The 25,954-nt window shown below is 71.4% G+C and carries 27 protein-coding genes and 1 tRNA gene; 16 read left to right on the top strand and 12 right to left on the bottom strand.

Going from position 1 to position 25,954, the window contains the following annotated elements; genetic code table 11:
* Positions 1 to 96: 96 nt before the first annotated feature.
* The 9 genes from AS029_RS06495 (at position 97) to AS029_RS06455 (ending at position 10,371) form a co-directional block, all read left to right on the top strand.
* The gene (locus AS029_RS06495) at positions 97 to 1,113 is read left to right on the top strand and encodes a VOC family protein (RefSeq protein WP_058231785.1); all 1,017 of its coding nucleotides are present in this window, start codon (positions 97 to 99) and stop codon (positions 1,111 to 1,113) included.
* 34 nt (positions 1,114 to 1,147) lie between these two features.
* Positions 1,148 to 2,092, top strand: a complete 945-nt coding sequence (locus tag AS029_RS06490) for a fumarylacetoacetate hydrolase family protein (RefSeq protein WP_058231784.1) — start codon at positions 1,148 to 1,150, stop codon at positions 2,090 to 2,092.
* 59 nt (positions 2,093 to 2,151) lie between these two features.
* Positions 2,152 to 3,138, top strand: a complete 987-nt coding sequence (locus AS029_RS06485; RefSeq protein WP_058232044.1) for a cyclase family protein — start codon at positions 2,152 to 2,154, stop codon at positions 3,136 to 3,138.
* 31 nt (positions 3,139 to 3,169) lie between these two features.
* Positions 3,170 to 4,303 (top strand): FAD-dependent monooxygenase, encoded by a 1,134-nt coding sequence (locus AS029_RS06480; RefSeq protein WP_058231783.1) that lies wholly within the window; start codon positions 3,170 to 3,172, stop codon positions 4,301 to 4,303.
* Entirely contained in the window at positions 4,300 to 5,367 is a 1,068-nt protein-coding gene (locus AS029_RS06475; protein WP_074615871.1) for an amidohydrolase family protein, read from the top strand. Before AS029_RS06480 ends, AS029_RS06475 begins: the two co-directional genes overlap by 4 nt.
* Positions 5,364 to 6,335 carry a fumarylacetoacetate hydrolase family protein gene (locus AS029_RS06470; RefSeq protein ID WP_058231782.1) on the top strand — a complete coding sequence of 324 codons (972 nt, stop codon included), beginning with the start codon at positions 5,364 to 5,366 and terminating at the stop codon, positions 6,333 to 6,335. Before AS029_RS06475 ends, AS029_RS06470 begins: the two co-directional genes overlap by 4 nt.
* On the top strand, positions 6,332 to 7,120 hold the full coding sequence (locus AS029_RS06465) for an SDR family NAD(P)-dependent oxidoreductase (RefSeq protein ID WP_058231781.1): 789 nt from the start codon (positions 6,332 to 6,334) through the stop codon (positions 7,118 to 7,120). The genes AS029_RS06470 and AS029_RS06465 overlap by 4 nt, the downstream gene beginning before the upstream one ends.
* Positions 7,121 to 7,250: 130 nt before the next feature.
* On the top strand, positions 7,251 to 8,744 hold the full coding sequence (locus AS029_RS06460; protein ID WP_058231780.1) for an MFS transporter: 1,494 nt from the start codon (positions 7,251 to 7,253) through the stop codon (positions 8,742 to 8,744).
* 40 nt (positions 8,745 to 8,784) lie between these two features.
* Positions 8,785 to 10,371 (top strand): GMC oxidoreductase, encoded by a 1,587-nt coding sequence (locus tag AS029_RS06455; RefSeq protein ID WP_058231779.1) that lies wholly within the window; start codon positions 8,785 to 8,787, stop codon positions 10,369 to 10,371.
* Positions 10,372 to 10,672: 301 nt separating this feature from the next.
* Here the strand turns inward: AS029_RS06455 and AS029_RS06450 are convergent, their stop codons facing one another.
* Positions 10,673 to 11,986 carry a cytochrome P450 gene (locus AS029_RS06450; protein WP_058231778.1) on the bottom strand — a complete coding sequence of 438 codons (1,314 nt, stop codon included), beginning with the start codon at positions 11,984 to 11,986 and terminating at the stop codon, positions 10,673 to 10,675.
* A 195-nt stretch (positions 11,987 to 12,181) separates the two neighbouring features.
* On the opposite strand from AS029_RS06450, the gene AS029_RS06445 reads away from it, so the two are divergent.
* From AS029_RS06445 to AS029_RS06430, 4 genes are all read left to right on the top strand, one after another.
* The gene (locus tag AS029_RS06445) at positions 12,182 to 12,571 is read left to right on the top strand and encodes an ester cyclase (protein ID WP_058231777.1); all 390 of its coding nucleotides are present in this window, start codon (positions 12,182 to 12,184) and stop codon (positions 12,569 to 12,571) included.
* A gap of 126 nt (positions 12,572 to 12,697) precedes the next feature.
* On the top strand, positions 12,698 to 12,985 hold the full coding sequence (locus tag AS029_RS06440) for a hypothetical protein (protein ID WP_058231776.1): 288 nt from the start codon (positions 12,698 to 12,700) through the stop codon (positions 12,983 to 12,985).
* Positions 12,982 to 13,419: a BLUF domain-containing protein gene (locus tag AS029_RS06435; protein WP_058231775.1), complete on the top strand. Its 438-nt coding sequence runs from the start codon at positions 12,982 to 12,984 to the stop codon at positions 13,417 to 13,419. The genes AS029_RS06440 and AS029_RS06435 overlap by 4 nt, the downstream gene beginning before the upstream one ends.
* Before the next feature lie 205 nt (positions 13,420 to 13,624).
* Positions 13,625 to 14,278 carry a Pr6Pr family membrane protein gene (locus tag AS029_RS06430; RefSeq protein WP_082642196.1) on the top strand — a complete coding sequence of 218 codons (654 nt, stop codon included), beginning with the start codon at positions 13,625 to 13,627 and terminating at the stop codon, positions 14,276 to 14,278.
* An 87-nt stretch (positions 14,279 to 14,365) separates the two neighbouring features.
* Here the strand turns inward: AS029_RS06430 and AS029_RS06425 are convergent, their stop codons facing one another.
* Entirely contained in the window at positions 14,366 to 15,070 is a 705-nt protein-coding gene (locus AS029_RS06425; RefSeq protein ID WP_058231774.1) for an SGNH/GDSL hydrolase family protein, read from the bottom strand.
* A 92-nt stretch (positions 15,071 to 15,162) separates the two neighbouring features.
* Positions 15,163 to 15,747: a YdeI/OmpD-associated family protein gene (locus tag AS029_RS06420; RefSeq protein WP_058231773.1), complete on the bottom strand. Its 585-nt coding sequence runs from the start codon at positions 15,745 to 15,747 to the stop codon at positions 15,163 to 15,165.
* 155 nt (positions 15,748 to 15,902) lie between these two features.
* Here AS029_RS06420 and AS029_RS06415 point away from each other — a divergent pair, with 155 nt between their 5' ends.
* Together AS029_RS06415 and AS029_RS06410 are read left to right on the top strand one after the other, a co-directional pair.
* Positions 15,903 to 16,235 carry a hypothetical protein gene (locus tag AS029_RS06415; protein WP_228375896.1) on the top strand — a complete coding sequence of 111 codons (333 nt, stop codon included), beginning with the start codon at positions 15,903 to 15,905 and terminating at the stop codon, positions 16,233 to 16,235.
* Positions 16,236 to 16,675: 440 nt separating this feature from the next.
* Positions 16,676 to 17,437 carry an SDR family NAD(P)-dependent oxidoreductase gene (locus tag AS029_RS06410; RefSeq protein WP_058231771.1) on the top strand — a complete coding sequence of 254 codons (762 nt, stop codon included), beginning with the start codon at positions 16,676 to 16,678 and terminating at the stop codon, positions 17,435 to 17,437.
* A 38-nt stretch (positions 17,438 to 17,475) separates the two neighbouring features.
* On the opposite strand, the gene AS029_RS06405 is transcribed toward AS029_RS06410, so the two are convergent.
* Together AS029_RS06405 and AS029_RS06400 are read right to left on the bottom strand one after the other, a co-directional pair.
* Positions 17,476 to 17,694 (bottom strand): hypothetical protein, encoded by a 219-nt coding sequence (locus AS029_RS06405; RefSeq protein ID WP_058231770.1) that lies wholly within the window; start codon positions 17,692 to 17,694, stop codon positions 17,476 to 17,478.
* A 542-nt stretch (positions 17,695 to 18,236) separates the two neighbouring features.
* Positions 18,237 to 18,307: transfer RNA gene (locus AS029_RS06400), tRNA-Gly, on the bottom strand.
* 235 nt (positions 18,308 to 18,542) lie between these two features.
* Between AS029_RS06400 and dcd the strand changes: the two genes are divergently transcribed.
* Positions 18,543 to 19,148, top strand: coding sequence for a dCTP deaminase (gene dcd / locus AS029_RS06395; RefSeq protein ID WP_058231769.1), 606 nt, complete (start codon positions 18,543 to 18,545; stop codon positions 19,146 to 19,148).
* Between the two features lie 438 nt (positions 19,149 to 19,586).
* Here dcd and AS029_RS06385 read toward each other — a convergent pair whose 3' ends face one another.
* The 7 genes from AS029_RS06385 to AS029_RS06355 are packed head-to-tail and all read right to left on the bottom strand — an operon-like array spanning position 19,587 to position 25,913.
* Positions 19,587 to 20,603 carry an NAD(P)/FAD-dependent oxidoreductase gene (locus AS029_RS06385; RefSeq protein WP_082642195.1) on the bottom strand — a complete coding sequence of 339 codons (1,017 nt, stop codon included), beginning with the start codon at positions 20,601 to 20,603 and terminating at the stop codon, positions 19,587 to 19,589.
* On the bottom strand, positions 20,596 to 20,919 hold the full coding sequence (gene fdxA / locus AS029_RS06380; RefSeq protein ID WP_058231767.1) for a ferredoxin: 324 nt from the start codon (positions 20,917 to 20,919) through the stop codon (positions 20,596 to 20,598). The genes AS029_RS06385 and fdxA overlap by 8 nt, the downstream gene beginning before the upstream one ends.
* Positions 20,916 to 22,292, bottom strand: coding sequence for an FAD-dependent oxidoreductase (locus AS029_RS06375; RefSeq protein WP_058231766.1), 1,377 nt, complete (start codon positions 22,290 to 22,292; stop codon positions 20,916 to 20,918). Before AS029_RS06375 ends, fdxA begins: the two co-directional genes overlap by 4 nt.
* Positions 22,289 to 23,194: a uroporphyrinogen-III C-methyltransferase gene (gene cobA / locus AS029_RS06370; RefSeq protein ID WP_082642194.1), complete on the bottom strand. Its 906-nt coding sequence runs from the start codon at positions 23,192 to 23,194 to the stop codon at positions 22,289 to 22,291. Before cobA ends, AS029_RS06375 begins: the two co-directional genes overlap by 4 nt.
* Positions 23,191 to 24,081, bottom strand: a complete 891-nt coding sequence (locus AS029_RS06365; RefSeq protein WP_058231765.1) for an ABC transporter permease — start codon at positions 24,079 to 24,081, stop codon at positions 23,191 to 23,193. The genes cobA and AS029_RS06365 overlap by 4 nt, the downstream gene beginning before the upstream one ends.
* Positions 24,071 to 24,850, bottom strand: a complete 780-nt coding sequence (locus AS029_RS06360) for an ABC transporter ATP-binding protein (protein ID WP_058231764.1) — start codon at positions 24,848 to 24,850, stop codon at positions 24,071 to 24,073. The genes AS029_RS06365 and AS029_RS06360 overlap by 11 nt, the downstream gene beginning before the upstream one ends.
* A gap of 1 nt (position 24,851) precedes the next feature.
* Positions 24,852 to 25,913, bottom strand: a complete 1,062-nt coding sequence (locus tag AS029_RS06355) for an ABC transporter substrate-binding protein (protein ID WP_414683033.1) — start codon at positions 25,911 to 25,913, stop codon at positions 24,852 to 24,854.
* Between the last annotated feature and the right edge of the window lie 41 nt (positions 25,914 to 25,954).

The raw sequence follows: 25,954 nt of genomic DNA, 5'->3' as shown, positions 1-25,954 counted from the left end.
ATACTCGGCATCCACAGGATCGGGTTCCCTGATACCGACTTCGGTCGGATAGTGGAAGAAGAGTCGGAACGACCCGATTCACCGAAAGGATCGAAGATGATCAAGCTTCTCTCTCATCTGTCGTTCGTCGCGATCACGACTCCTGATGTCGAGGCCTCGGTGGACTTCTACGTCAACCAGGTGGGGCTGACCGAGGTCGCTCGTGAAGACGACCGCGTCTACCTCCGCTGCTGGGGTGACTACTACGCGTACTCCGTGGTCGTCGCGAAGGGCGACGAGCCCGCCCTCGAGACCATGGCCTGGCGTACCTCGTCGGCCGAGGCCCTGGAGGAGGCGGCGAAGCGCGTCCAGGCCGCCGGCGTCGAGGGCGAATGGTTCGAGGGCCGCGGCATCGGTCGCGCGTTCCGCTTCACGGGCCCGCAGGGACACAACATGACCCTGCACTGGGACGTCGAGCGTCACCGCGCCCAGCCGCACACCGCTTCGATCTACCCCGACCGCCCCGAGAAGCGCAGCCCCGTCGCGGGTGCCCCGCGCCAGCTCGACCACGTCACGGTCGCGGCCAACGACGTCGACGCGTTCGTGCAGTGGTACGTCGACACGCTCGGCTTCCGCTTCATGGCGCGCACCGTGCTCGACGAAGCGCCGATCTCGGTGTTCTCGGTGCTCACCACCAATGAGAAGTCGCACGACCTCGGCGTCGTGCTCGACGGCTCGACCCGCGCCGGCCGCATCAACCACTACGCCTTCTGGGTCGACACCCGCGAGGAGCTGCTCATCGCCGCCGACACGCTCATGGAGAACGGTGTGCCGATCGAGTACGGCCCCAACATCCACGGCATCGGCGAGCAGACCTTCCTCTACTACCGCGAGCCCTCGAGCCTGCGCATCGAGCTGAACACCGGCGGCTACCGCAACTACGTGCCCGACTGGGAGGCCAACACCTGGAAGCCCTCGCTGGGCTCGAACAACATGTACCGCAACGGCGCCATGCCGATGTCGATGACCGAGTCGTTCCCGCCCGCCGACGGCCCCAGCGCCACCGAAGAGGGCGTGCCCGACGAGATCAAGGACGCCCTGCTCAACCCCTACGCCGTCCAGGGCCGGGGCTGACCGGCGATCCCGGTCGGGGAACGAGAGGAACACCATGACCACCGCACCGTACGCACTCGCCCGCTATCGCGACGGGGATGCCGTGCGCGTCGGCCTCGTGGCCGGCGACCGCGTCCGCCCGCTCGACGCCGACGAGCTGGGCGGGGGTCTGAACGACTTCCTCTCCGACCCCGACTGGGATCGGATCGCCGCACTGGTGGACGCGCCGGCCGCGTGGCATCCGCTCTCCGACGTGACCGTCACCGCGCCGGTCGAGCCGCGGCAGGTGCTGCAGACCGGGGCCAACTACCGCGAGCACGTCATCCAGCTCGTGGCCGCGGGCCTGACGCAGAACACCGACCGTACTCCCGAAGAGGCGCGCGCATTCGCCGCCGACATGATGGACGAGCGCGCCCGCAGCGGAGAGCCGTACTTCTTCATCGGGCTCCCGGCATGCGTGGTGGGCGACGACGTGCCGCTCGTGCTGCCGGGCTACAGCGACGTGCACGACTGGGAGCTCGAGCTCGCCGTCGTGATCGGCAAGGAAGCCTTCCGCGTGTCGCGCGAGGAGGCGCTCGACCACGTCGCCGGGTACACCATCGTCAACGACATCACCACGCGCGACCTCGTGTTCCGCAAGGACATGAAAGAGATCGGCACCGACTGGTACCGCGCGAAGAACGCGCCCGGATTCCTGCCGACGGGGCCTCTGCTCGTGCCCGCGCGCTTCGTCGACCCGGCCGACACCGACGTGCGCCTCGAGTTGAACGGACAGGTGATGCAGGATGCCAACACCTCCGACCTGCTCTTCGATGTGCCGGCGCTCGTCTCGGCCGCATCGCAGACGCACCCGCTGCTGCCCGGCGACCTGCTGCTGACCGGGAGTCCCGCGGGCAACGGGCAGCACTGGAAGAGGTTCCTCCGCGACGGCGACGTCATGACGGCGACGATCGGCGCGCTGGGCACGCAGGTCGTGCGGTGCGTGGGGGAGGCGTCGTGACCCTTCGACAGGCTCAGGGACCCCTTCGACAGGCTCAGGGACCCGACGCCCAGGAATTCCTGCCGTCGGAGGACCCGGCCGATCTCGACCGTCAAAACCCCGAGACCGAGATCGCCGCGCGCGCCGAGGCCTACCGCAATTGGGGGCGGTGGGGCGAGGACGACGTGCTCGGAACGCTCAACTTCATCGACGCCGACAAGCGCCGTCAGGCCGCCGCCCTCGTGCGCGACGGCGTCTCCATCTCGCTCTCGCAGCGTTTCGACACCGACGGGCCGCAAAAGGGCTGGCGTCGACGCACCAACCCGGTGCACACGATGACCGACACGGGAACGGATGCCGAGCGCGGCAATCAGGGATTCCCGCACGGCATCGGCGGGGCGGATGACGTCATCTCGATGCCGCTGCAGTGCTCCACGCAGTGGGACGGCCTGGGCCACATCTTCGACCACGGCTTCGCGTGGAACGGCCGGCGCGCGGGAGACGTCGTCACGAGCGACGGCGACCTGGTCACCGGCATCGAGCACGCGGCATCCGTCATCGTCTCGCGCGGGGTGCTGCTCGACATGGGCCGCCACCTCGCGCCGGACACGGGTGAGCTCGCCGACGGGTACGCGATCACCGTCGCCGATCTCGAGGCCTGCGCCGCGGCCGAGGGCGTCGAGGTGTCGCGCGGCGACATCGTGCTCGTGCGCACCGGCCACTACACGCGCGCTCACCGAGAGGGCTGGGGCGACTACGCCGGGGGTCCCGCTCCCGGCCTCTCGCTCACGACGGCCGGGTGGCTGCACCGTACCGAGATCGCCGCGATCGCGACCGACACGTGGGGGTTCGAGGTGCGGCCGAACGAGTTCGACGTGCCGGCGTTCCAGCCGTTGCACCAGGTCGTCATCCCCAACCTCGGGCTCACCATCGGCGAGATGTGGAATCTGGACGCCCTCGCCTCGGCCTGCGCCGATGCGCGACGCTGGGAGTTCTTCCTCGCGGCTCCGCCGTTGCCCATCACCGGTGCCGTCGGCTCCCCGGTGAACCCGCTGGCCCTTCTCTAACCCCCGTCCCCCAGAACAGAGAGGTTCTGACATGACCGCCGTTCAGAAAGTCGCGATCGCCGGAGCCGGCGTCGCGGGCCTGGCCACCGCCATCTTCCTCGCGAAGGCCGGTGTCGAGGTCGATCTCTACGACGCCCAGCCCGCGCTCACCACGCGCGGCTCGGGCATCACCCTGCAGGGCAACGCTCTGCGCGTCTTCGACGAGCTCGGCGTCTGGGACGAGGTCGCGGCCGCGGGCAAGGCCTTCGAGGGGCTCAACCTGCGTGCCCCGGGACCGGGAGCCCCGGTCGTCGCGGCCCTGCCCGACCTCAAGACCGGCGGCCCCGACTACCCCTCCACGATGGGGATGTCACGGCCCGACTTGGCCCGGATCCTGCTGGCCGAAGCCGAGCGGTCGGGCGCGCGCGTGCACTTCGGCACCCGCGTCACGGGCGTCTCGCAGACCGACGACACCGTCGCGGTCGAGGTCGACGGGCAGCCCGCGGGCACCTTCGACCTCCTCGTCGGCGCCGACGGCCTTCACTCGGCCGTGCGCGAGATGATCGGCATCCAGGTCAGCCCCGAGCAGACCGGGATGGGCATCTGGCGCACCTTCGTGTCCCTGCCCCCCGACGTCGACCGCAGCGAGCTCTACTACGGCGGCCCGATGTACATCGCGGGCTACACGCCCACGGGCGACGACACGATGTACGCCTTCCTCGTCGAGGCCGCGCAGGACCGCTCGCACGTCTCGCCCGACGAGGCCCGGCGCATCATGGTCGAGCAGTCGCGCGCGTACGACGGTCCGTGGAACCACATCCGCGCCGACATCGAGGCCGGCGCCGACGCGAACTACACGTGGTTCACCCGGCACCTCGTCGAGGCCCCCTGGAACCGCGGTCGCGCCGTGGTCATCGGCGACGCCGCCCACAGCTGCCCGCCCACCATCGCGCAGGGCGCGGCGCAGGGCCTCGAAGACGCGGCGGTGCTGAGTGAGCTGCTGGTGACACGGGATGCCGTCGACCAGGCGCTGTGGGACGCGTTCCACGAGCGCCGGGTGGCGCGGGCGAAGGCCATCGTCGACGCCTCGGTGCAGCTCGGCCAGTGGCAGCTCGACGGCGTCCGCGACGCCGACATGGGCGGCCTGATGTTCGGTGTGGCGCAGCTGACGGCGGCCCGCGCATGACCGGCGTCGTCGACGGCACCGCACCCGTCACGGGCGATCACGGGGCGTCGCGAACGAGCGAGATCACCGACGTGCACGCCCACCTGCTCATGCCGGGGCTGCACGCCGAGGTCGAACGCCGCGTGCCCGACGAGGTGCAGGCCGCGGCCGACCTCGAGCTGACGCGCAACGGGCTCGCGAGCCTGCAGGCTTCGGGCCGCATGATCGGCGAGCGCTTCCCGCGCCTGACCGACGTGCGCGCGCGCCTCGAGGCAATGAACGCGCAGGGCGTCGACCGTCAGTGGGTGAGCCCCTCCCCGAACCACTTCTACCCGTGGGCGAACGAGGGACTCGCGACGTGGGTGACGGGCGAGGTCAACCGCCTCATCGCCGACCATGTCGCCCAGGCGCCCGACCGTCTCGTCGGCCTCGGAGTCGTCCCCATGCAGCACCCGCACCTGGCCGTCGACGCGCTCGACGACGCCGTTCTCGGTCGCGGTCTCGCGGGAGTGGAGATCTCGTCGTTCGCCGGCGATGTCGAGCTGAGCGACGAACGTCTCGAGCCCTTCTGGGCGCGAGCGGCCGAGCTGCGCGCGGTGGTCTTCCTGCACCCCTTCGGCTGCTCGCTCGATGAGCGTCTCGACCGGTTCTACCTCTCCAACACCGTCGGCCAGCCCACCGAGAACGCGGTCGCGCTGTCGCACGTCATCTTCGCGGGCGTGCTCGACCGGCATCCGGAACTCCGTCTCGTCGCCGCGCACGGCGGCGGCTACTTGCCGACGGCCATCGGTCGCTCCGACCGCGCGTGGAAGGTGCGGCCGGAGGCCCGGGGCTGCGCGCACGCGCCCTCGTCCTACCTGTCGAGGATCTGGTTCGACACCGTCGTGCACGACGAGCGCGCACTGCGCTGGCTCGTCGAGGCGGCGGGAGCCGACCGGGTGCTGCTCGGCAGCGACTTCCCGTTCGACATGGGTCTCGACGAGCCCGTCGCCTTCGTGCGGGGCGCGGGACTGTCGGATGCCGAGGTGACCGGTATCCTGGGCGCGAATGCGGCCGAGTTGCTGCGCACCCGGGTGCACGCGTGAGGATCGCGCGCTGGGCCGACGGTGCCGACGTGGGCGAGGGGTTCGTCGACGGCTCCCAGGTCATCCCCTTCCCGGACGGGCTGAGGGTGGCCGAGGTGTTGGCGCAGGGGCTCGAAGCCGCCGGCGAGCTGTTCCGGCGCCGCGATACGAGCCTGGCTCGCCCGCTCGCCGAGGTGCGTCTGCTCGTTCCCCTCGTGCCCGCATCCATCCGGGACTTCGTGGCGTTCGAGGAGCACGTCGAGGGCGTGAGCGCGTCGGTCGACGGCAAGAGCGAGGTCGTGCCCGAGTGGTACGAGGCGCCGACGTTCTACTTCACCAACCCGCACACCGTCCGGGCGACCGGTGATGTCGTCGCGATTCCCGAGACCCGGCGACTCGACGTGGAGCTCGAGCTCGCCGTCGTGATCGGCGCCGTACCGGGCTCCGACGGCGAGAACCTGGATGCCGAGACCGCGGCATCCCACATCTTCGGCTACACCGTGATGAACGACTGGTCGGCCCGTGATCTGCAGTCGCGCGAGATGAAGGTGCGGCTCGGGCCCGCGAAGGGCAAGGACTTCGCGATGACGCTCGGGCCGTGGATCGTCACAGCCGATGAGCTGGAGCCGTTCGTCGACGCCGACGGCTTCCTCGCCGTGCGCGCCGAGCTCTTCGTGAACGGCGAGCTGGTCGGCCACGACCTCGTGTCGAACATGGGCTGGCCGTTCCCCGAGCTCGTGGCTTACGCCGCGCGCAACTCCGTGGTCGTTCCGGGCGACGTCCTCGGCTCGGGCACGGTGGGGAACGGCGGCTGCCTCGGCGAGCTGTGGGGCCGCCGCGGCGGTCTCAACCCGCGACCGCTCGAACCGGGCGATGAGGTGCGCCTCGTGATCGAGGGCGTGGGTGAGATCGTCAACGTCGTGGGGGAGAGGGTGGCGGCGCCGCCGGTTCTGCGAGCGCGGCAGCGGTCTCGGGCGCGGAGCAGATGAGCGGCGCCGGCGCGGTCTCGGCCGCCGCCGACGCGGACGTGCCCGGCCTCGCCGGGCACCTCTTCGTCGTCACGGGCGCCGCCGGCGGCCAGGGGGCTGAGGAGGCGCTGGTCCTGGCGCGGGCGGGCGCCGAGGTGATCGCCGTCGATGTGTCTGCCGACGCCCCGGCGCTCGTCGCCTCGAGCGCCATCACCTACCGCCGCCTCGACGTCTCGTCGGAGGAGGACTGGACGACCCTCGCCGCGTCCCTCGCGGGCCGCCGCGTCCGCGGCCTCGTCAACAACGCCGGCATCACGCACCGCGCGCGCATCGGCGCCCTCGCTCGCGACGACTGGGATCGCGTCTTCGCGGTCAACGTCACGGGAGCGATGCTCGGCATCCAGGCGCTTCTTCCACTGATGGATGCCGGGTCCTCGATCGTCAACATCGGCTCGGTCGCGGGCCTGACCGGGCATTACACCGCGGCCTACACGGCCAGCAAGTGGGCTCTGCGCGGGCTCACGCATGCTTGCGTCACCGAGCTCGGACCCCGCGGTATCCGGGTCAATCTCGTACACCCCGGTTTCATCGACACCGCCATGACGGCCGGTGCGCCGCCCGCCTTCCGCTCGGCGAACGAGTCGGTGATCCCTCTGGGACGAGCGGGTGCCGTGACCGAGGTCGCCGGCATCGTCGCCTTCCTGCTCTCGGATGCCGCGGCGTTCCTCACCGGGGCCGAGATCGGCGTCGACGGGGGGCAGACGCTGTCGGGGGCCGCGACGGTTCTGTCGAATGCGCTCCGGTAATGTTCGAAACCGACAAAAGTCGGGTATGATGGCGGGGACGTCGGGGCTCATCGAGTCCGTTCGCCCGGTGAGGGAGCCGGAGCGGCACACACGGTCGCGTCGATCGCCCGGTCGTACGGGCGCCCCACGCATGACTCTCTCTCCTACGCGCGTGCGCGTCCTCGTCGCGGCCCTGCTCGCGGTGTCGTTCCTCGGCGCCCTCGACCACACCGTCGTCTCCACCTCGCTCGCCACCATCGCCGGCGACCTCGGTGCGCTCGAGCACATGAGCTGGATCATGGTCGGCTACACGCTCGCGGCCACGGTGATGCTCCCCGTACTCGGCAAGCTCGGAGACGTCGTCGGCCCGCGCCGCGTCTTCGTCGTCTCGCTCGTGATGTTCCTGGTGGCCTCGCTCGCCTGCGGCTTCGCGCCCGACCTGGGGTGGCTCATCGCCGCGCGCGTGCTCCAGGGACTCGGGTCGGCGGGGCTGCAGCTGATGTCGCAGACCATCGTCGCCCGGGTCACCACCCCCCGCCAGCGACCCCGCTACATGGCCGTGATCGGCGCGGCCTTCCCGGTCGCCATCGTCGTCGGCCCCGTGGTCGGCGGCCTCATCACCGACTATTCGAGCTGGCCGTGGGTGTTCTGGATCAACATCCCGGTGGGGCTCGTCGCACTCGTCCTCGCGCTCACGGCGATTCCGCGCCTGCCGGGCGGCGCCCATCCGCGCTTCGACGTGCCCGGCTCGCTCGTCTTCACCGGCTCGCTCCTGGCGCTCATCCTCGCGGTCACCTGGATGGGCGACGAGACCCTGCGTCCCGCGGCGATCGTCTGCGCGGTGGCGGCGGCCCTCGGCATCCTGGCCCTCGTCGTGATCGAGCGTCGCGCCCTCGCGCCCATCCTTCCCCCGCGGATCCTCCGCAACCGCACCATCCTCGTCTGCCTCGGACTCTCGCTCGTCGTCGGTGCGGGCCTGTTCTCGGTGGTCGCGTACATCCCCACCTACGTGCAGATGGCGTATCGCACCAGCGCGACGGTCTCGGGTCTCGTGCCGGTGGCGACCGTGCTCGGCATGCTCGTCAGCAGTCTGCTCACCGGGTGGCTGGTCAGTCGCTCGGGGCGGTACCGGCTCTACCCCGTGACGGGCACCGCGCTCGCCGCGGCCGGCCTGTTCACGATGGCGCTTCTTCCGGCGGGGGTTCCGCTGTGGGCGCCGATGGCGGTCATGGCTGCGGTCGGCATCGGCACCGGAGCGTTCACCAACCTCATCTTTGCGGTCGTGCAGAGCGCCGCCTCCCGAGACGATCTGGGGGCGGTCACCGCGACCACGAACCTCGTGCGACAGGTGGGAGCGGCCGTGGGCACCGCGGTCGTCGGCGGCGTGGTCGGCTTCTCGGTCGCGGCCGCTCTTCCATCGGGACTGGATGCCGCCACCCTCACGCCGGCGGCGGTCCGGTCGACACCCGAGGCGCTGCAGGCGCAGGTCGGGCTCGTTTACCACGACGTGTTCGCGCCCGTCTTCCTGGGGCTCGCCCTCGTCTACGCGTGCGGAGTGGTCATCGCGCTGCTGCTTCCCGCGGAGCGTCTGTCGGATGAGATGCCGGCCCCGCTGCCCGAACCAGTCGACCGTCAACCGGCGTGACCACCTGCTTGCCATCGCTGTGAACAACGAAGGAGAAATCATGAGCGACACCCCCGTCGTCGCCGTCGTCGGCAGCGGCCCCGTCGGAGCCACGTATGCGCGACTGCTGCTGGAAGCGCTGCCCGACGCGCGAGTCGTGATGTTCGAGGCCGGCCCGCAGGTCACCGAGCGTCCCGGCCAAAGTGTGCGCAACATCACCGATCCCGACGAGAAGGCCCGCGCGCGCGAGCGTTCGCAGGGACCGCAGGCGGGGGAGTTCCGGGCCTCGCTCGGCATCCCCGCCGGGGCGGTCGTCGAGGGCATGTTCACCGCCCGCCAGGGAACGCACCTGCTGGACTTCGGCGGTGAGGGGTCGGCGCACGCATCGAACTTCCCCGCGGCCGCGGCCGCGACGAATGTCGGCGGTCAGGGAGCCCACTGGACCTGCGCGATCCCGCGTCCGGCCTTCAGCGAGATGATCGACGTCATCCCCGATGGGGAGTGGGAGGATCTCATCTCCACCGCCGAGGGACTCCTGCACAAGCAGAGCGCCGCCTTCTCGGACTCGCCCGTCGGAGCCGCCATCCGCGAGCTCCTCTCGCGCGAGTTCGGCGACGAGCTGCCCGACGGATACGGCGTGAGCACCCTACCCGTCGCCGGCGACCCCCAGCCCGACGGCACCATGCGCTGGGCCGGCGCCGACACCGTTCTCGGCCCGCTTCTCGACCAGGGGAGCGACACCGCCGCCCGTTTCGAGCTGCGCGACCTCACGCTGGTCCGGCACATCGAGCACGACGGCGCGCACGTGCGGGGGGTCGTGATCGAAGACCTGCGCACCGGCGAGCAGTCGATCGTCGAAGCGGATGCCGTCGTGGTCGCGGCCGACGCGTTCCGCTCGCCGCAGTTGCTCTTCGCCTCCGGCATCCGCCCCGCGCCCCTCGGGCGCTACCTCACCGAACACCACGTGGTCATCAGCACGGTGGCGCTCGACGGCGACCGCATGGCCGACCTCGTCTCGGACGACGAGCTGAGCGCCGAGCTGGCGCGTCGGGCGAAGAACCCCACCGATCCGGTCGCGGCGGTCAATCGCATCCCCTTCTCCGAGCCCGATCACCCCTACTCCGCCCAGATCATGTACGCCGAGACGCCGCCGTTCCCCCTGCCGAGCGACCACCCGGCGTCGGGCAACCGCTGGGGGTACGTCAACATGGGCTACGGCGTGCGCAAGTTCCCCCGTGTCGAAGACGGCGCAACCTTCTCCGACGACGAGGTCGACTACCGCGGGCTTCCGAACTTCACGATCGACTACGCGCTCGACGCCGACGAGGAGCGGGAGATCGAGGAGGCGACCGCACTGCTGCGCCGAGCGGGGAGCGCGCTCGGCACGTTCATCGCTGAGCCGCGCCTGCTCCCCTTCGGCTCGAGCCTGCACTTCATGGGCACCATGCGAATGGGCACCGACCCCGCGGTCTCGGTCGCCGATCCGTACTCGCGGGTTTGGGGCTTCGACAACCTCGTGGTCGGCGGCAACGCCCTCATCCCCACCGCCAACACGATGAACCCCACCCTGACGAGCGTCGCCATCGCCGTGCGCGGCGCCCGGCACCTGGCCGAGCAGCTGGCGGCCACGCGCGCGGCTCGCGTGTGAGGCGCGTCTCGGGTCGCGGAAGGCCATCGGAGCGGGCCGGGAGCGAATGACGCACGCACGTACGGCGGTTCTTCCCACAGGCTGTGGATAACTCTGTGGAATCGTGTGCGAAACCCGCTGAGCGCTGTGCACAGTGTGTGGGAAGACTCGCTCATTCGATGGGAACTTCGAAACTACACGCGCGTAATTCCGCGCCTTCGGCCGGCCCACGATCCGGCGAAGCGTTCGCACGGTGGTGGACACGTCGCCTCGCCGCGTCTGTGGACAACTCCGCCGACCAAGACGGGCGCCGCCGCCGATGTCAGCGCGAGCCGCGGTGGAACGGACAGCCCGACGGCGCATCGGCGCGGCGCACCCGTCCGCCGGAGCGGGGCTTGGTCGGCATCCGTCGCCGGTTCACGTCGAGGCCGTGGCCCGAGATGCGCAGGCGCGGGTCGCTGAGGACGGCGATGGATGCCGCCAGCCCGGCGATCGCGAGCTTCTCACCGGGACAACGGTGGCCGGTGCGCACGTCGCCCCCGCCGTGGGGGACGAAGGCGTGCAGCGCCTCGTAGTCGTCGACGCCGACGAAGCGCTCGGGGGCGAACTGCGACGGCCGCTCCCACTCCCGGGTGTCGGTGTCGGTGCCGAGGATGTCGAGCACGACCCGGCCGCCCGCGGGCACCCGCTCACCGTCGACCTCGACGTCGGTCTCTGCCCAGGCGGGCAGCATCGGCACGAAGGGGGCGGTGCGACGGATCTCCTGCGCGAAGGCCGTGGCGAGCGGCCCGCCGACGAGCGATCCCCGCTGGGCGGTCTCCGCGGCGATGCGCTCGCGCCATTCGGGGCGGTCGTGCAGCTCCTTCGCGGCGAAGGCGACGAAGCGCGAGACGGCGATCATCGGCCGGAAGCTGTTCTGCAGCTCGACCCCCGCGCGCTTCGCGGGCAGCAGCTCACCGCCCTGGTCGCGATGGTGCGCCCACGCGTGCAGGGCGGTGCCCTCGGCGGGTCGCAGCGTGCCGGTGCGCACGGCCTCGATCAGCTCGGCAGCATGCCGGTCGGACCACGCGCGGTTGACGAGGGCGAGGGCGAACTCGGGGGAGTAGGGCACGCCGAAGCCGTCGACGATCTGCGCTTGACGCTTCGCCCACCGCGTCTGGGCGGCCGCGGTGCCCGGGATGCTTGCCCACCGCATGATCGCGCGACCGAGCGCTCCGACGGCCGCCTCGTAGGCCGAGCGCTCGCCGCCCGCGACCCACGCGTCGAGCTCGCCCTGCCACTGCCCCTCGAGCTCGGGCAGCAGCCGCTGCACCTCGGCGTCGTCGTAGAGCACGTCGACGAAGGTGGCCTTGCGGTGACGGTGCTCCTCACCGTCGAGGCTGTGCACCGAGCCGTGGCCGAACAGCGACTCCTGGATGAACGCCGGCATCGCCCCGTGCCGTCGCACGAGCGATTCGTCGTAGAAGACGCGCACGCCCTCTTCGCCGCGCACGAACAGGGCCTCGCGCCCGAGCAGGCGGAACGGCACCGCACGTGCACCTCTGTCGGCGCGCCGCCATAGATGCGCGCCGAAGCCGTAGCCGCGGAGGAGGAGCGAGAGCGAGTCGTCACGGAGCAGGGCGAGGGGGGATGCCATGTGCGCCACGGTGTCACGCCGGGACGGGAACGGCCGAGGGGGCGGCGGTGGCGGGGGCGATGTGTTAGACGGGGACCCCCCTGACGTGTGCTTCGACATGAGGCGTCACCGAGTGTCCGATCGCCACCGCGCACGTCGCGCGCACGCGCCGACGACGGCGGATCGCTTCCCGCTGTCGCCGTCGATAATGGGGGAGTGGAGCCCTGGGAGACGCGCGAGTGGTTCGCCGACGTGCTCGACGCGTTGAACCGGCACGATCTCGACGACCTGCGCGGCTTCCTGCAGCCCGACGTCCGTCGCGCGCACCTGCCCGCCGGCGCCGACGCCTGGATCGAGGAGTACGCCGACCTGCTGCACGGGTTTCCCGACTGGCAGTGGAAGCGCATCCAGCTGCTCGTCGAGGACGACCGCCTCGCGGTGCACCTGCGCGGCGGCGGGACCCACACCGGCGTGTTCGCGCACATCGCCGCCACGCGACGACGCGTGAGCATCGCATCCTTCGCGATGTGGCGCGTGGAGCACGGCCGCATCGCCGAGGCGAGCGGCACCGACGACGCCGCCCAGATCCGCGCCGCCATCGGCTGAGCCCCACCGACTGCGGGCCGGATGCCGCGGCGTGCAGCCGCGGATCTGTCAAGGGCGGCTCGATGTCGGAGGGCCCGGGTACGGTCACTTCTGCCCGGTTCCATCGCGGGTGTAAGGAGGGCGACCATGGTGTCTCCCGAACAGCCCGGAGCGGGAGTCGTCTGGGCTCGCGTCGAAGAGGGCTTCCATGTCGGCAGCCGCAGCGGAGTATTTCTCGGCTACATCGATCGTCAGCACGACGGCGTCTATCTCGCGCACGACGGCCACGCGCGCGTGGTCGGCCGCTTCCCGGCACTCACCGAGGCCATGGCCGCCGTCACGAACGCACAGCCGCCGCACGACGCGCCGATCACCCTCGAGCAGGTGCGCGTGCCCGCGCCCCGTTCGGCCGACGACGGGAGCGCGGTCGCATGAGCACACCCCTGGTGTCGGTCTCGTACGTCAGCACGGCTGCCGAGTCGTTCGACGACGCCGCGCTCACCGCCCTGCTCGCGCAGAGCCGCGCGTCCAACCACGAGCACGACCTCACCGGCATGCTGCTGTACCGGCGTGGGCGGTTCTTCCAGGTGCTCGAGGGGTCTCAGGATGCCGTTGACGAGCTCATGACGAAGATCCGATGCGACCCGCGGCACACCGACGTGCGGGTGCTGCTCACCGAGCAGCTCGACGAGCGACGGTTCTCGGAGTGGACGATGGGGTACGAGCCCATCGGTGTCCCCTCCTCCCCGCCGCCCGAGGGTTTCCGCGACACGTTCGCCGACCTGGAGTCCGACGACGACGATGCCAGCATCCGCGCGGTCAGGGAACTGACCGTGTGGTTCCGCGCGCGCACGACCGTCGACGCCTGAGGTGTCGCGGCGGAAGAGGTGAGGTTTCCAGTTCGCGGTCGTGAGACCCTCGGCGCCTGACCTGCCGCGATGGCGGGGCTGATGGGCCTGCCTCGCCCGCGCGAGCGCCTTCGACGCTCGCGATCCGACTGCCGCGAGGCGCGATGTCGGTGCGGCGCCGGACGTCTCCGAGAACATCCGGCTGGCTCCGCGTAACGTCGACCAGGTGACCTCCGTCTCGACCGTACGCTCGGCGCCGCCCCGGTCGACGGGGCGCGTGCTGCCGCTCGCTCGCGTCGTCGTCGGCGTGGTGGTCCTGCTCGTGGTGCTGTTCGCGTACGCCCTGCGGATCGCCGTGGGCGATGCGAATCCTTTCGACTTCTTCGGGTATTTCACGAATCAGACGAGTTCGCTCACCGCTCTCGTGCTCGTCGCCATCGGGGGGTGCGCCCTCGCGGGCCGTCGCCGACCGGAGTGGCTCACGGTGGGGTGGGGCGTCGGGGCGGCGTGCTTGATCGTCGTGGCCGTGGTCTACAACGTCCTCGTGCCGGGTACGGGTTCCGCGCCGCCGTGGGTCAGCGTCGTGCTGCACGTCGTCTTCCCCGCGATCGTTCTGGCCGACGTCCTCCTGTCGCCGGATCGACCGCGGCTTGCGTGGAAGCGGCTGTGGTGGGTGCTGCCGTACCCCCTCGCCTGGGTCACCGTGGTGCTGATCCGCGGTGCGACGGATGGATGGGTACCGTACGGCTTCCTGCTGCCGTCGCGGGGGCTCCCCTCTCTCGGGCTGCATGTCACGGGCATCCTGGCGCTGCTGATGCTTTCGGCGACGGCGGTATGGACGCTCAGTGGCCGGCCGTCGCGGCGTCCTCGGCGGACGTAGTCCTCACGCTCGTTCAGCCCGCGCCTCGCGGCATCTGCTTCCGGCGCGTCGAGTCGGTTCCGCCGTGCGCCGGGGGCGGGGCGCCCGTCAGAGAGGCGGGTCGAGGGCGCGCAGCGCGGCATCCATCCGTTCCGCCATCTCGGCGTAGCCGGTGTCGTTCGGGTGGAGGCCGTCGGATGCCATCCAGCTGTCGGCGGAGTCGGCATAATGCCCGTCGAGCCAGTGGCTGGTGCCCTCGATGTGGTCGGCGTCGATGCGTTCGGCGGCGGCCTCGACCCATCCCGCGATGATGTCGACCGAGGCGGGGCGATCGTCGGTGTACCAGAACGGCTCGACGACGATGATGCGCGCCTCGGGCAGGCCGTCGCGCAGGCGCTGCAGGTCGCTGTCGATGGCGGCGCGGATGTCGTCGGCGGCGCTGTCGTAGCTGAAGTTGTCGTTGAGCCCCATCGTCACGAACACGATGTCGGGGTCGTCGGCGACGATCAGCGTCGGGATGTCGTTCAGGCCCGCGCCCATCGAGGCGCGGCGGTTGACGAAGCCGAGGCCGTTCTCGCAGCGGTTGATCTCCTGCCAGCCGCGCTCGGCCGACACGATGGTCGACCAGCGCTTCTCGGGCGAACTCGCGCCCGTCCCGCGCGTGTACGAGTCTCCGTAGAAGGCCACGACGGGCCCGTCGACGGCGGCGGCGGGCGCAGACGGCGCCGCGCCCGAGTTCGGGGCGGAGCAGGCGACGAGCCCCGCGAGGAGGGATGCCACGATCCCCAGGCTCACCGATCGACGCGCGCGCATGAGCCCATTCTCGCCCGTTCGGGCGGGGCCGGGCCTGTATCGGTCGCCCGTCCTTCGCGACGCGGCGCCCGGCGCGGGGGAGCGTCGGAAAGTCAGGCGCCCTCCCCGGTCGCGGCGTCGAGCGCCTCCAGCCGCTCGATGTGCCGTGCGATGCGTGCCGCACGCACGCTGTCGTTCGCGGCGGTGACCACCGGGTGGAGTACCGAGTAGCGCTGCGTCTTGTTCAGGGCGGCGAAGGCGCGGGCAGCCGCCGGCGCGGCGTCGAGAGCAGCCTGCAGGTCGGGTGGAACCTCGATCGTCGCGGGGCCGGCGTAGGCCCGCTCCCACCGTCCGTCGGCCTGGGCCTTCGCGATCTCGTCGGCCCCCCGCGGACGAATGCGCCCGTCCTCGCTGAGTCGGGCCACGATGTCGACGTTGCGTGTCGACCACAGCGACCGCGAGCGGCGCGGGGTGAAATGCTGCCAGAAGGTCGTGGCATCCCGAGACTGCCGGCGGCCGTCGATCCATCCGCTGCACAGCGCCTCGTCGAGCGCCTCGGCGTAGGTGAGGGTCGTGGGGACCGTCGTGCCCTTCTTCGCCAGGACGAGCCGCACACCGTCGCTGGCGCTCTCGTTCTGATCGAGCCACGCCCGCCACCGCTCCGCGTCGGCGACGATGAGCTCGGGGATGTCAGCCACTGATTGCGCTCCTCTTCGTCGTGTCTGGCAACCTAGCGCGTACTCCCGACATCGACCCCTAGCCGAGCGGAGGCCTGCGGGGCAAGCGGCCCCCTGCGCGGTGTGCTCACCCCCACCATGAAGGGATGCGATGTGTAACGTACGCCGGCGAGACCGTGACCACGACCGACGACGTCGCCGAGGCGCTCGTGCAGCTGACGGCATCCATCGCCGCCGACGGGCAGGCCGAGGCGGTGAGCATCCCGATCGTCACCGACGCGGGCGACACCGAAGAGGCCGAGCTCGTCATCGGCGTCGGCAACGACGTGCTGAGCGCTCCGGCGCACGACTGGACCGGCGACGAGCCCGATTTCGGGTGGGCCGCCGAAGAACTGCGGCAGCACAAGCGCTTCCCCCAGGCGCCGGCGATCGCGCACGAGCAGACGGTGGACACCGACAACCCCGACGCCTTCTGGGACCCCGACCTCGACGGCTTCACCCGCGCCTGACCCGGGTTCCTTCGGGTTGGGGCAGGTTTTGCCGCTCGGGGCGTGAATTTCCCGCCCCAAGGTGCGGAACCCGCCCCGAACCGGCGGGGCCGCCCCGAACGCGCGGCGAGGAGCGCCGCGGCGGGAACTCGTACTCCGAAGTCGCCGTGAGCGCCCGGTTCCTTCGCTTTGGGGCGGGTTTCGCGGTTTGGGGCGTGAATTTCCTGCCCCAAGGTGCCGAATCCGCCCCAAGCTGCCGGATGCGCCCCGAACCCGCCTCCCCGCACCTGCCGGGGGAGCTCGTCAAGCCGGGTGACGCACGCCCGGTGCGACGTAACGTGAGTGCTCCACGTCGGACGTGACCGGTCATCACCCCCGACGTGTGAGCCCCGGACAGTTCGGGCGGCGTCGCCGTTTCGCGTCGCCGCCCGGACGCTCGGCGCATCGACGAGGATGAGCACATGCTGTTCTCCCTCGTCACCGGCGCCTCCCGCGGGATCGGCCGGGCCGTCGCCATCGCCCTCAGCGAGCGGGGCGACCGCGTCGCCGTCCATTACGGGCAGGATCGGGATGCCGCGCTCGAGACGCTCGCATCCCTGCACGGCGAGGGGCATGTCGTCGTCGGCGGCGATCTCACGGATCCCGCGACCGCGGAGCGCGTCGTGAACGAGGTGCTCGGAGCCTTCGGCCGGATCGACGTGCTCGTCAACAACGCCGCCCTCGCGCCGAACGCCTCGACCTCGCATCCCATCGCCACCGTCGACTACGCCGCCTGGCACACCGTCTGGCAGCAGATGGTCGATGTCGACCTGCGCGCCCCGGCCAACATGGCCTTCCTCGTGGCGCGTTCGCTCATCGAACGTGGTCTTCCCGGATCCATCGTGAACGTCGGCTCGCGCGGCGCCTTCCGCGGCGAACCCGAGTTCCCCGCCTACGGCGCCGCGAAGGCCGGCCTGCACGCGATGGGCCAGTCCCTCGCCGTCGCGCTCGCCCCGCACGGCATCGCCGTGACGAGCGTCGCGCCCGGCTTCGTGAGCACCGACCGGCAGCAGGAGAAGCTGGCCGGTGCGGCGGGCGATGGCATCCGGGATCAGAGTCCGTTCGGCCGCGTCGCGACCCCGGAAGAAGTGGCGGATGCCGTGGTGTACCTCAGTTCACCTCGCTCGCAGTGGGCGTCGGGCGCCGTCCTCGACCTGAACGGTGCGTCGCACCTGCGTAGCTGACGCGCCGCCGCGGCGGGGCTGCCCGATGGGCGCAAGCGTCACTGCTGATCGCGATCCTCGGGCGCGGCGGTGCCACCGCGCCCGCGTATCTCCACGGCGAGGCGAATCATTCCCACGATGATGAGCAGGAAGCCCAGCACGGTGAGGTTCCACCTCCACAGCCCCTCGAGGCCGAACAGCACGGAGGAGGAGAGGGCGAACGTCGCGCCGATGAACACCCAGACGGCGATCTGCGGGGGAGCCTCGTCTCTTCGCATGTCTCCCACGGTAGGCGGGTGCTTTCCCGTCGGCATCCGTCGAGCGAGGGAGATCAGGATGCCGTCCCCGCACCGTCTCGGACAGCCTGTGGCCACCCGTGAGGGGTGCCCAGGGGCTGATGGGATCGTCCCGACCGCCGCTCCGGCGGCGTGGGCCCACCCGCTGCGGGATCGGTTCCTACGGCACCCACGCGGAAGGTCCGCCACACCGGCTACGCCGGCATGTCGGACCTTTTGAGGGGCTGACGGGAATCGTCCCCACCGCCCCTCCACGCGCCGCTTCGCGCCGCGCGGAGCCTCCGGCGGCGTGGGCCCACCCGAGGCTTCGATTCACGGCAACACGAAAGCCCTCCCGAACGGCCTGCGGCCGCCCGTGAGGGCTTTGAGGGGCTGACGGGAATCGTCCCCACCGCCCCTCCACGCGCCGCTTCGCGCCGCGCGGAGCCTCCGGCGGCGTGGGCCCACCCGCTGCGGGATCGGTTCCTACGGCACCCACGCGAAAGGTCCGCCACACCGGCTACGCCGGCATGTCGGACCTTTTGAGGGGCTGACGGGAATCGAACCCGCGCTATCTGCTTGGGAAGCAGATGTTCTGCCATTGAACTACAGCCCCGGAGCCTTGCGGCAACCCGGCCAGCATAACAGGGTGCGCCGTGGCATCCTCCGGCTCGCAACGTCACCGCCCGCGGCGACGACACCGCACGCATCCTCGAGGCCGCATGCGATTGACGAGACCGCGCACGATTGCGTCGAGAAGCGTGCGGTCTCGACGAAGGGATGCGGCCTCGGCGGGCGGACGCCGCTCGGCGACGGGAGCGTCATCCCCGCACCGCCCCTAGGCTGGGGCCGTGCTGCTCTCCGATCGCGACATCCGGGCCGAACTCGACGCGAAGCGCCTCGGCCTCGACCCCTTCGACCCGGCCATGGTGCAGCCCTCGAGCGTCGATGTGCGGCTCGACCGGTACTTCCGGCTCTTCGACAACCACAAGTACCCGTTCATCGACCCGGCCGAGGACCAGCCCGAGCTCACGCGCCTCATCGAGGTGGAGCCCGACGAGCCGTTCATTCTTCACCCGGGTGAATTCGCGCTCGGATCGACCTTCGAGCGGGTCAGCCTCCCCGACGACGTCGCCGCGCGCCTCGAGGGCAAGTCGTCGCTCGGCCGCCTCGGCCTGCTCACCCACTCGACCGCCGGCTTCATCGACCCGGGCTTCTCGGGACACGTCACGCTCGAGCTGTCGAATGTCGCGACGCTGCCGATCAAGCTCTGGCCGGGCATGAAGATCGGGCAAGTCTGCTACTTCCGCCTCACCTCGCCCGCCGAGAACCCCTACGGCTCGGGCCCCTACGGCAACCGCTACCAGGGCCAGCGCGGACCGACGGCCTCGCGCTCGGCGCTGAACTTCCACCGCACCGACGTCGGCTCCACCGACGCGGGTTCGCTCGGCGGCTGACCGTGGTCCGGCGCCGGCGCGCGCCGAGATGACCCGCTCTTGCCGACCTCACCCCTGTTTGCGCGGCAACGGAGGTCATCTCGCGTATCGCGGGTCATCTCGCGAACCGTAGCGTACGCATCGAGTTGCCGCCTCGCGTCATCGACCGACCCGTTGTCGACCACGACGACGGTCTCGACCCCCGCGGCGCGCATCGCGCCGACCGTCGCCAGGCACGAGGCCGCACGGGAGCCGTACGTGACCGTGGCGCCGATGACGCGCGGAGGGGCCACGGACGCAGCACACGCCGCGGCCATCGCGGCCGCCCCGGCCACCGTGTCCACGGCGGACACCGCAGAGCCGGCGCACACCGCGGCCACCGCAGAGCCAGCAGATCCGGCCGACACCGCGAACACGCCGCGACAGCGGGCACACCTCCCCGCCCCGGCGCCGCCCGCGTCAGTGCGCCGTGCGCACCCCGAGCAGGTCGTGCACCAGCACCGCGGCCACCCGCGCGCCTTGCCCGGCCGCGACGATGAGCTGCTGCGGACCGGGGGCCGCGGCATCACCCGCCGCATAGAGCCCCGGCACCGACGTGCGGCCGGAGCGGTCGGTGACGAGGTGCCCGTCGGCGTCGGTGTCGGGCGCGAGCGGATCGAGGAAGTCGTGCGCGGCATGCCACGTCGGCCGCACGAAGCCCCCCTCGATCACGAGAGTGCCACCGTCGGCGAAGCGCACGGCCCTGACCTGTCCGCGCTCGCCGTCGAGGTCGGCGATCACGCGCCGTTCGACCGCGATCCCGGATGCCACCAGCTCGGCCTCGTCGGCCGGATCGATGACGTCGGCGCCGTTGGTGCACACCGTGAGCTGCGATGTCCAGCGGGTCAGCAGACGAGCCCGGTCGGCGAGATCGGAGGTCTCGCCGATGAGGGCGACGGGCCTGTCCTGCAGCTCCCACCCGTCGCACGCGGCGCAGCTGAACATCGACATGCCGTAGAACGAGCGCAGGTTCGGCACCTCGGGCAGCGTCTCGCGCAGGCCCGTCGCCACCACGACGGTCCGTGCGGTCAGGATCGGGGATGCCGCGGCGACGCGGCCCGTGAGCGTGGCGACGAAGCCGTCGGCATCCGTCTCGATGCGAGCCACGGCGGAACGGTCGAGGATGCGCACCCCGTCGTACGCGAGCAACTCGTCGCGGGCGAGCTTGCGCAGCTCGATGGGCGAGACGCCGTCGCGCGTGAGGAAGCCGTGCGACCGCAGGGTCGCGGCGTTGCGGGGGCGACCGGTGTCGACCACCACGACCGACGCGCGGGCGCGCGCCAGGTTCAGCGCCGCCGACAGCCCCGCCGGGCCCCCGCCGACGACGAGCACGTCGGCGGACGGCGTCTCGTCCGCCGGCGTCTCGGCCGGCCGCCCGGCCGGGAACGCCGCCGCGGAACCGGCGCCCCACGCGGAGGAGCGCGCGAACTCAGTCATGCGCCTGCGGCGGCAGCACCGCGACGACCGGGTGGTCCTTCGCGATGACCCCCACCTTGGCGGCGCCGCCGGGCGAGCCGATGTCGTCGAAGAACTCGACGTTGGCCTTGTAGTAGTCGGCCCACTCCTCGGGCAGATCGTCTTCGTAGTAGATCGCCTCGACGGGGCACACCGGCTCGCAGGCGCCGCAGTCGACGCACTCGTCGGGGTGGATGTACAACGAGCGTTCGCCCTCGTAGATGCAGTCGACGGGGCACTCGTCGATGCAGGCGCGGTCCTTCACATCGACGCAGGGCAGCGCGATGACGTACGTCACGAGACGAACGCCCCCGACCGCGAGACGGCGACCTGCTCGTCGCGCGGCACGACCTTCACGCGCTCACGCGTGTGCTCGTGCGCGGCGCCGAGCGCGCGTTCGTGCGCGTCGAGGGCCCGCCAGCCCTCCCACGTCGTGAACTCCACGCCCCGCTCGGCCAGAGCCTCGAGCACGTCGCCGTCGACCGTGGGGGCCGACAGCGCGCCGGCCTCGACATCGGAGACGAGGTGGGCGATGGTCTCCATGGCATCCGACTTGGTGTGTCCGATGAGGCCGACGGGTCCGCGCTTGATCCAGCCGGTGGCGTAGAGGCCCGGCACGACGGCGTCGGCCTCGACGACCCGGCCCTCGACGTTCGGCACGACACCGCGGACGGCGTCGAAGGGCGCGCCGAGAACGGGGCTCGAGAAGTACCCGACCGCGCGGTACACCTGCTGCACGGCGATCTCGCGGATCTCTCCCGTGCCCCGCACGGTGCCGTCGCCGACGGGCTCGGTGCGCTCGAAGCGCAGGCCCTCGACGCGCTCCTCGCCGAGCACCGCGAGGGGCGAGTGGTAGAAGTGCAGGTGCAGGCGGCGGCTCGCGCCGGTCTGCTCGCGCGTGCGCCAGCTGTTGAGCACCCGCAGCATGACCTTCAGCTGGTTGTTGGAAGCCTGGGCGGGGTCGGCATCCGCGAAGTCTTCGTCGTGCACGATGATGTCGACGTTCGGCACCTCGCCGAGCTCGCGCAGCTCGATGGGCGTGAACTTGATGTCGGCGGGGCCGCGGCGACCGAACACGTGCACGTCGGTGACGGCCGAGGCCTCGAGTCCGTGCAGCACGTTGTCGGCGATCTCGGTCGAGCGCAGGTCGACGGCGTGCTTGGCGAGTACGCGGGCGACGTCGAGGGCGACGTTGCCGTTGCCGATGACGGCGACCTCGCGCTGATCGAGCGGCCATTCGCGCGAGACGTCGGGGTGGCCGTCGTACCAGGCGACGAAGTCGGCCGCGCCGTACGAGCCGGGCAGGTCGATGCCGGGGATGTCGAGCGGCGCATCGCGCAGCGCACCCGTGGCGAGGATGACGGCGTCGTAGCGCGCGTTCAGCTCGTCGACCGCGATGTCGCGGCCCACCTCGACGTTGCCGATGAAGCGGGTGGAGCCCGCGTCGAGCATCTCGTGCAGCGAGTCGACGATGCCCTTGATGCGCGGGTGGTCGGGAGCGACGCCGTAGCGGATGAGTCCGTAGGGCGCGGGCAGCGAGTCGAACAGATCGATGGCGACCGTGCCGCCGGCGTCGGTCACCGCGCGCGTGAGGATGTTGCCCGCGTAGATCCCGGCGGGGCCGGCGCCGACGATGGCGACGCGGAGCGAGGTGAGAGAAGACGAGGTCACAGCGAAGGGGCCTTTCGGGGAACGGCGAGCGGATCGAAGGTGAGATCGAGGGATGCCACGGCTGCCGGCGCATATGGGCTCAGGCGAACCACGTCTCCGACGACCACGACGGCGGGGGAGCGCACACCGCGCTCGGCGGCCTGCGCGGCGATGGTCGCGAGCGTGCCGACGGTCACGCGCTGGCGCGGGCCGAAGCCGTCTTCGACGATGGCGACCGGGCAGCCGGCGCCGCGCTCGCCGCGGGCGAGGGTGATCGCCGAGTGCGCGAGCGTGCCGACGCCCATCAGCAGCACGACGGTGTGGTCGCGCCCGCCGCTGAGCGCGGCGATCTGGTCGTGCGCGGTCGCGACGGTGAAGGTGGTGGCGAGACCGCGGTGCGTGAGGGGGATGCCGGCGAGCGCGGGCACCGAGACGGCGCTCGTGACCCCGGGCACCACGCGCACGTCGATCCCGGCGTCCTGGCACGCGAACAGCTCTTCGCCGCCGCGGCCGAAGACGTAGGGGTCGCCGCCCTTGAGGCGCACGACGGTGCGCCCGGCCCGCGCCTCGCGTACGAGCAGGGCGTTGATGGCATCCTGCGGCACGGCGTGGTGGCCCGGGAGCTTGCCGACGTCGACGATCTCGGCGCTCAGGTGCACGCCCTCGGCCGCGAGGCCGTCGAGCACGCCGCGCGCGCCCAGGCGGTCGGCGACGATGACGTCGGCGGACTCCAGCGCCCGCAGCCCGCGCAGCGTCAGGAGCCCCGCGTCACCGGGACCGGCGCCCACCAGCCAGACGGTTCCGGAGGCCGGGGCCCCGGCCGTCTGCCGAGCACCGAGCAGCGTGGCATCCGGGACGACCGCGTCGGAGGCATCGCCCGCGCGAGCGGCGGCCGCATCCGTTCCCTCGGCGGAGCCGCTCATCGCGTACCGCCCGACAGCAGCAGACCGCGCCCGCGCAGCATGCGCCGCTCGATGGGTCCGAAGAAGGCGAGCTCGATGAGGATGCCGATACCGAGGATGACGACGATCGTGGCGAGCACGCCGGCGAGGTCGGCGAGGTCGCGCGTCTGCTGCAGCATCGTGCCGAGGCCGAACCCGATCGTGCCGCCCGAGGTGATGATCTCGGCCGCCATCAGCGAGCGCCACGAGAACGCCCAGCCCTGTTTGAGGCCGGCGAAGTAGCCGGGGAGGGCGGCGGGGAGGATCACCGAGGTCGCGAGCTGCCACTTCGACGCACCGAGCACCGTGCCCACGCGCCGCAACTGCGGCGGCACCTGGTCGACGCCCGAGATGAGCCCGTTGACGATCGAGGGGATCGCGCCCATCAGGATGACGAAGTAGGCCGTGGCATCCGTCAGACCGAACCAGATGATCGCCGCGGGCACCCACGCCACCGACGGCAGCACCTGCAGGCCCGAGATGATCGGGCCGACCGCGCGGCGGATCGGACGCACCTCGGCCAGCAGCAGGCCGATCGGCGTGCCGATGATGATGGCGATGACGAAGCCCAGGATGCCGCGTTCGAGGCTCGTCAGCACGGCCTCCTGCAGGCGGCCGGTGTCCCACGCGTAGGTCAGCGCGCCGAGCACGTCGGCGGGGCTGGGGGCCTTGTCGGGGCGCGGGTCGGCGATGACGATGTAGAGCTGCCACGCCGCGATCAGCAGCACGACGAAGATGACGGGCGGCAGCACGCTCGACCAGAAGGTGCGGAAGCGTCCGGCGCCGGCGTCGGTCGTGGTCTGCAGATTGTCGAGGCCGGCCTCGAGGCTGCGGAGGTCGTCGGCGGATGCCGTGGTGTCAGCGCGCATTGCGGCGGATCTCCTTGCGCAGTTCGTCGGTGATCTCCACCGACAGGGCGGCCACCTCGGGCGATTCGATGCGGCGGCCCTCGGTGCGCTCGATGCGCCACTCGTTGACCACACGGCCCGGGCGGCTGCCGAGCAGCACGACGCGCTGGCCGAGGCGGGCGGCCTCGCGCACGTTGTGGGTGACGAACACGATGGTGCGGCCGGTGGTGCGCCACACGCGCTCGAGCTCCTCGTGGAGCAGGTCGCGGGTGATGGCGTCCAGCGCGGCGAAGGGCTCGTCCATCAGCAGCACCGGCCGGTCCTGCGCGAGGGCGCGGGCGAGGGCGACGCGCTGACGCATGCCGCCCGAGAGCTCGTGCGGGCGCTTGTCGGCGGCATCCGCGAGGTTGACGGTGTCGAGCAGGCCGAGGGCCTCGTCGCGCCGGCGAGCGCGCGGCACACCGCGCAGGCGCAGCGCCAGCTCGACGTTCTTGCGGGCGCTGAGCCAGGGCATGAGCGCCGACTCCTGGAACATCACCGCCGAGCCCTCGGCGGGCGTCTCGATGCGTCCCGCCGTGGGGCGGTCGAGGCCGGCGATGAGGTTGAGCAGCGTCGACTTGCCGCAGCCCGACGCGCCGAGCAGGCACACGAACTCGCCGGGGGCGAAGTCGAGGGAGATGTCGTCGAGCACGACCGGGCCCGCACCGAAGCGCTTCGAGACGCCGTCGATCCGCACCGCCGGAGCGGTGCTGAGGGCGGGTGCCGGGCTGTCGATGCGGGCCGTGGTCATGTCACTCCTCGCCGAGGCCGGCGGCCGAGATCTTCGTGCCGCCGCTGGTCGCGAGCTGCGCGTTGAGCAGCCGCAGGTCGAACAGGCCCTCGATCGAGCCCTCCTTCTGGGTGCCGGCCGCGACGCCGTTCTCGACCAGCGTCGAGAATGTGTCGGCGTGCGGGTCGACCGAGTACGTCACGTGCTCGAGGGCCCGGGCGATGACGGCGTCGGCGAGCGGCTTGCCGGTGTCGGCGGCGATCTGCGCGTTGATGACGGATGCCGCGGTGCCGGCGTTGTCGGCGATCCACTTCACGGATGCCTCGTGCCCGGCGAGCAGCTTCGACACCGTCTCGGGGTGCTGGTCGAGGAACTCCTTGCGCACCAGCAGCACGGTGGTGGGGAACTCCCCGTCGGGCCACTCGTCGGCCTCGTCGACCAGCACCTTCGCGCCGGCGTCGACGACCAGGCGCGACACCCAGGGCTCGGGGAGCCAGGCGCCGTCGAGCTGACCGTCCTTGAAGAGTTGGAAGGTCTGCGCGTTCTCGGTCGGCGTGATCGTCACGTCGCCGCCGCCCGAGGTGTCGGTCTGGAAGCCCTGCGCCTTCAGCCAGCCGCGCAGCGCCACGTCTTGCGTGTTGCCGAGCTGAGGGGTGGCGAGGGTCTTGCCCTCGAGGTCTCGCGCCGACGTGATGCCGTCGCGCACGACCAGAGCCGCACCGCCGGTGGCGGCGCCGGCGACGATGCGCGCCGACTCGCCGCGCGACTGGATGAACGTGTTGATCGACGGGTTCGGGCCGATGTAGGTCGCGTCGATCGCACCGGCCGACAGGGCCTCGATGGCGGCGGGGCCGGCGTTGAACACCTCGGTCGACAGCTTCGTGTCGCCGAGGGCGTCCTGCAGCAGGCCCTCCTGCAGACCCACGAGCGCGGGGGCGTGCGTGACGTTGGCGAAGTAGCCGAGGCGCAGCTCTTCGGCGGGGCCCTGATCGGTGGCCTCCGCCGTCGACGAGGCGCAGCCGGCCATCATCGCTGCCACCACTCCCAGGGTCGTGATCGTTGCTGCAATGCGTCGTATTTTCACTGTCGCCTCCTTCACAGGGCTGGGTGCGCCGATCGGCGCGG

The organism is Microbacterium enclense (genome assembly GCF_001456955.1).
Taxonomy (GTDB): domain Bacteria; phylum Actinomycetota; class Actinomycetes; order Actinomycetales; family Microbacteriaceae; genus Microbacterium; species Microbacterium enclense.
Note: the sequence above shows the minus strand (reverse complement) of the source record. Positions and strands in the feature narration are given on the sequence as shown.

Coding starts and splice junctions, on each gene's coding strand:
- AS029_RS06490 (WP_058231784.1), top strand. CDS start 1,148: ATGACCACCGCACCGTACGCACTCGCCCGCTATCGCGACGGGGATGCC.
- AS029_RS06465 (WP_058231781.1), top strand. CDS start 6,332: ATGAGCGGCGCCGGCGCGGTCTCGGCCGCCGCCGACGCGGACGTGCCC.
- AS029_RS06480 (WP_058231783.1), top strand. CDS start 3,170: ATGACCGCCGTTCAGAAAGTCGCGATCGCCGGAGCCGGCGTCGCGGGC.
- AS029_RS06410 (WP_058231771.1), top strand. CDS start 16,676: ATGCTGTTCTCCCTCGTCACCGGCGCCTCCCGCGGGATCGGCCGGGCC.
- AS029_RS06435 (WP_058231775.1), top strand. CDS start 12,982: ATGAGCACACCCCTGGTGTCGGTCTCGTACGTCAGCACGGCTGCCGAG.
- AS029_RS06425 (WP_058231774.1), bottom strand. CDS start 15,070: ATGCGCGCGCGTCGATCGGTGAGCCTGGGGATCGTGGCATCCCTCCTC.
- AS029_RS06360 (WP_058231764.1), bottom strand. CDS start 24,850: ATGACCACGGCCCGCATCGACAGCCCGGCACCCGCCCTCAGCACCGCT.
- AS029_RS06385 (WP_082642195.1), bottom strand. CDS start 20,603: ATGACTGAGTTCGCGCGCTCCTCCGCGTGGGGCGCCGGTTCCGCGGCG.
- AS029_RS06365 (WP_058231765.1), bottom strand. CDS start 24,081: ATGCGCGCTGACACCACGGCATCCGCCGACGACCTCCGCAGCCTCGAG.
- AS029_RS06460 (WP_058231780.1), top strand. CDS start 7,251: ATGACTCTCTCTCCTACGCGCGTGCGCGTCCTCGTCGCGGCCCTGCTC.
- AS029_RS06440 (WP_058231776.1), top strand. CDS start 12,698: ATGGTGTCTCCCGAACAGCCCGGAGCGGGAGTCGTCTGGGCTCGCGTC.
- AS029_RS06450 (WP_058231778.1), bottom strand. CDS start 11,986: ATGGCATCCCCCCTCGCCCTGCTCCGTGACGACTCGCTCTCGCTCCTC.
- AS029_RS06495 (WP_058231785.1), top strand. CDS start 97: ATGATCAAGCTTCTCTCTCATCTGTCGTTCGTCGCGATCACGACTCCT.
- AS029_RS06475 (WP_074615871.1), top strand. CDS start 4,300: ATGACCGGCGTCGTCGACGGCACCGCACCCGTCACGGGCGATCACGGG.
- cobA (WP_082642194.1), bottom strand. CDS start 23,194: ATGAGCGGCTCCGCCGAGGGAACGGATGCGGCCGCCGCTCGCGCGGGC.
- AS029_RS06405 (WP_058231770.1), bottom strand. CDS start 17,694: ATGCGAAGAGACGAGGCTCCCCCGCAGATCGCCGTCTGGGTGTTCATC.
- AS029_RS06455 (WP_058231779.1), top strand. CDS start 8,785: ATGAGCGACACCCCCGTCGTCGCCGTCGTCGGCAGCGGCCCCGTCGGA.